Source organism: Vibrio sp. 1069, assembly GCF_033340555.1.
Genome location: NZ_JAWOWP010000386.1, coordinates 1 through 697, shown reverse-complemented (window position 1 = coordinate 697; position 697 = coordinate 1). Strand labels below are relative to the sequence as shown.

The 697-nt window shown below is 49.5% G+C and carries 1 protein-coding gene; it reads right to left on the bottom strand.

Going from position 1 to position 697, the window contains the following annotated elements; all coding sequences use genetic code 11:
- Positions 1–697 (bottom strand): BCCT family transporter (locus tag R7040_RS26690; protein WP_318097616.1); only part of this gene is annotated, 697 nt, incomplete at both ends.

Genomic DNA, 697 nt, shown 5'->3' with positions numbered 1-697 from the left:
CCGCAAGAATGTCGATAACATGCCCTACCCAGCCCCAAACTCGTTCACAAAATAGCGGGTAGAAGATGGAACGCATGGTCAGTGGCAACCCTTTGTTGAACGAAAAAATCGCTAAGCCAAGGGCCAACAACGCATAAATCGACCAAGGGTGAAGTGCCCAGTGGTAAATGGTCGCAGCCATACCAAGCGCAGATGCAGCATCTGTATCACCAACCGCACCACCAAGTGGTGCCCAGTCGGTGCGCACACCATTTTCAATGTTCACGCCGCCAAGTGCAGAGCTGAAGTGCGACATTGGCTCAGACACACCAAAAAACACTAATCCGATGCCCATACCGGCTGCGAACAACATCGCTAGCCAGCCTGCATAAGAGTAATCTGGTGTCGCTTCAGTACCACCAATTCGAACTCGGCCAAGCGGTGTCACAATCAAGACCAAGCAGACAATGACAAATACGTTGCCAGAAGCAAGAAAGAACCAGTCAAGATTGGATACTAGCCAAGCACGTAAGCCAGCGAAAAAGGGTTCAACTTGTTGGCGAAAAGTTAGCGTTGCCACAACAAAGAGGACGATAGCCATCCCAGAAATTGCGAAAACTCGGTTGTGAATGTCTAAGCCGAATGGGCCGACTTTTAACGCAACGTTATCCTGACCAATTTGATAGTCAGTATCTATCGCGTTTACCTTTCCATCGGG